Below are 3675 nucleotides of genomic sequence, written 5' to 3'. Positions count from 1 at the left end.
GTTCTATACTTTCACCCAAAACGAAAGTATAGAACCATTAATGATATTATTTATTTTCGGACACAAGACCTTTATGGATAAGACCTACAACGAAGCCTAATACCGCAAAGCTCACCCAGCCCATCCCAGCAGCCTGGAATGGAATGTATTGAGTAAAGAGCTGTTCCAATGCAACAGGTGCAATACCTGCCGTTTCAAGACCAGTCATAAGAGCAGAGATCATTGTGAAAGCCATTGTCCATGCGTATACGCAACGACGACCACCGAACACATTGTGAAGAAGTGCCAACAAGATGATTACAATCGTTAACGGATACAAGAGCATCAACACTGGAATCGCTGCACTGATGATTGTTTTCAAACCGAACATGCTAAGACCAAATGCTGCTACGGAGAAGATTACTACATATAATTTATAGCTAATCTTCGGTGTCAACTTGTGGAAGTACGTACCACAAGAAGTGATAAGACCGATACTTGTAGACAAGCAAGCTAGAAGAACGATGATAGCCAAGATAATTTGACCGAATTCACCGAACAAGTAGTTAGCACTTACGGACAACACAGGAGCACCTGTATCAAACAAACCAAAACGTTCAACACTAGTAGCACCAATGTTAGCGATAAATACATAAACAATACCGAGAAGACCTACAGCAATAGCGCCTACTTCCATTACTGTTTTTGTAATAACCGCACGAGATGTAGCGCCGCTAAGACGAACAAAGTCGATTACAAGAATAGCAAATACTACGGAAGCCAACGCATCCATCGTATTATAGCCGTCCAAGAATCCTTGCAACACAGCTGTAGGTGCATCACCATAAGCTGGTTGTGGCACTGCATAGCCGCCTAGCGGAGTCATAAAGGATTTAATAATTAACAACAGAATTACAAGTAGTAATGCTGGTGTCAAAATATTACCGATACGATTAACAAGCTTTTGTGGACTAATGGATAACCACAAAGAAACACCAAAGAATAATGCCAAGAAAATTGGTTCCATATTCATGCTTAAACCTTCTGTGAAAGGTTTAATTGCAATTTCATAAGCTACAGTACCAGTACGTGGCGTCGCAAACATTGGACCGATACTCAAGTAAAGAGAAATTGTGTACAACAAGCCATAAATCGGATGAACACGGCTCGCAAGTTCTTCAACATCTTTACAGGAGGAGTACCCCATCGCTGCAACACCTAATAGTGGAAGGCCTACACCTGTTAATATGAAGCCGAGCAAAGCCCAACCTACGTTATCACCAGAATGTTGACCTAAGGCCGCTGGGAAGATCAAGTTCCCTGCCCCAAAGAATAGGGCGAATAACATCATGCCTATAGCCCAATAGGCACGGGCAGATAATTTATCATTACCATTCATAAACGTAACCCCCTTCAGGTTATATATAAAAATAATATTACTATTATAATCCTAATGAGGATATGTATGCAATAAAAATATCCTTGTTATGATATATCGGCATAATATTATTCCTATAAGTAAAGGAAATTAAACATCCGCCTTTTTAATGTGAACTTGCACATCATAGAATGTGCTACCCCAACCTTGATCCGTAGGTCTGTCTGCTGTAAGTACATTAATACCTACATTAGGATCACTAGATTGTGATTGCCACCATACACCAAGGGTTACCAATGTACCTCGTTGTACCTCTTCATCGTAGTAACCTTTAATTCTTACACTACCACGTTGATTATAGATTTCCACTTCGTCGCCATCATTAATGTTATATACTTTTGCATCTTTAGGATTGATGCGTAGTTTCATCAATTCAGGATCATCAAACTCGAGTTCACAGAAGCTAGAATCGAGAATACGAATATCGTTACCTATGATGAGCCAAAACGGTGCATTATCTCCATATGGCGGTAAATAACGAATTAATGGTTCCACATCATTTGGATTATATAGCTCTATTTTTCCAGATGGCGTTTTAAAATCTAATTTGTAATTTTCAGACAATGTCATCTCTACAGGTTCACCTTGTAAGATTACATCTTGATCGACCTCAGATATACGACTAGATGTACGAACAATTTGTTCTATTAACTCCCGTTCACTAAGGTTAAAGAATTCATCTGTAAGTCCCATACGTTTAGCTAATTCAGAAATCACTTGCCAGTTAGAGCGGGATTCGCCAATAGGATCGATTAATTTATAACCCGTTCCAATTGTATAGTGCCCATAGGAGTTATATATATCGTCATGCTCTACTGATGTAGTGGCCGGCAATACAATATCCGCATATTTACATGTATCGGTAAAGAATCGTTCATGAACAACTGTAAACAAATCATCTCTCATCAGCCCTTTTCGTACTACATTTTGATCAGGTGCTGTTATGGCAGGATTACTAGAGAACACATAGAGGCTATGAACTGCTGTACCTGATGGATTTGTAAGCATTTCACCTAGTTTAATCATAGGCATCAATCGCTTAGCTGGTGCAGCAACATGAGCCTGCTGCATCACTTCTTTGCCAACAAACTTACTGCCGCTGGCACTGGATAGCAAACCACCTCCTAGGTGTTGCCAAGCGCCAACTACAGCAGGTAATGCATTAATGGCACGACAACTCATGGCACCATTCCCATAGCGTGACAATCCACTGCCAAGACGTATAAATGGAGCCTTAGCCTTAGCGTATGCATGAGCAAACTCAGTCATACGCTCTACGGAAACGCCACAAAGTTCAGATGCTTTTTCCGGTGTAAAGTCAATTAACACATCATTTACAAGCTCATCATAACCTTGTACATGTTTCTTAATAAAATCTATATCTGCTAATCCATCTCGATGAATAATATGAAGCATACCTAACGCTAAGGCGACATCACTACCAGGTTTTACGTAAATATGTTCATGAGCTTGGTTAAAGGTATAGGTTTTATGAGTATCAATAATCCAAACTCGAGCGCCATTCCGTTTTGCCACGTTTACATCATGTAAGATATGAACGTCGGTAGCAGTTGCATTAATGCCCCACAAAACAATTAAATCACTATGTTGTGCCTCTTGCGGCTTAATAGCTAATGTATCACCGTAAACTGAGCGGAAACCGGCCTGCTTAGCGGGAGAGCATATACCTCGATCCTGGTCCGTCGCACCAATACGGCGGAAAAAGTAATCTGCTGCTGGGCTTTGAATAACTCCCATAGTGCCGGCATAGGAGTAGCGTAAAATACTTTCACTACCATAAGTACTAATGGTGTCTTTAAAATTATTAACAATGATATCTAATGCCTCATCCCAGCTGATACGCACATATTGATCTTCTCCAATACCTTTCTTGCCAACCCGTTTCATTGGGTACTGTAAACGCAACGGAGAATGAACCACTCGTTCATAATGCGCCATCTTAGGGCATAATGTGCCTCTTGTAAAAGCATGATCTCTATTACCACGAACAGATACCACTCTATTGTTATCTACCGATACGATTAAACCACATGCATCTGGACAGTCATATGGACATACTGATTTGTATTCTTTCAAAATAAGCACCTCGCTTATAAATTATATAAACTATAGGATGTATATTTATATTATATTACAGCATCCTTTGTATAAGTGTAACCTTTAATACATTTTCTAACTTTGTAAAGATTAAGAATACTGCATATATTGCATAACAATACATTCAGTTATCACAATAC

At 39.6% G+C, this 3675-nt stretch carries 2 protein-coding genes; both read right to left on the bottom strand.

The window, feature by feature from the left end; all coding sequences use genetic code 11:
• Positions 1-46 precede the first annotated feature (46 nt).
• Positions 47-1378, bottom strand: coding sequence for a branched-chain amino acid transport system II carrier protein (gene brnQ / locus QZ334_RS07500; RefSeq protein ID WP_005385322.1), 1332 nt, complete (start codon positions 1376-1378; stop codon positions 47-49).
• 129 nt (positions 1379-1507) lie between these two features.
• A complete protein-coding gene (locus tag QZ334_RS07495) occupies positions 1508-3514 on the bottom strand; it encodes a molybdopterin-containing oxidoreductase family protein (RefSeq protein WP_295233292.1) in 2007 nt (668 codons plus the stop codon).
• Positions 3515-3675: the final 161 nt, after the last annotated feature.

Origin of the sequence: Veillonella sp. (genome assembly GCF_019414865.1) — a bacterium.
GTDB lineage: Bacteria > Bacillota > Negativicutes > Veillonellales > Veillonellaceae > Veillonella.
The sequence above is the reverse complement of the archived record's forward strand: the minus strand, read 5'-3'. Positions and strand labels throughout refer to the sequence as shown.

What these genes read in the sequence shown, in the direction of transcription:
- brnQ (WP_005385322.1), bottom strand. Translation starts at nt 1,378, where the DNA reads ATGAATGGTAATGATAAATTATCTGCCCGTGCCTATTGGGCTATAGGC.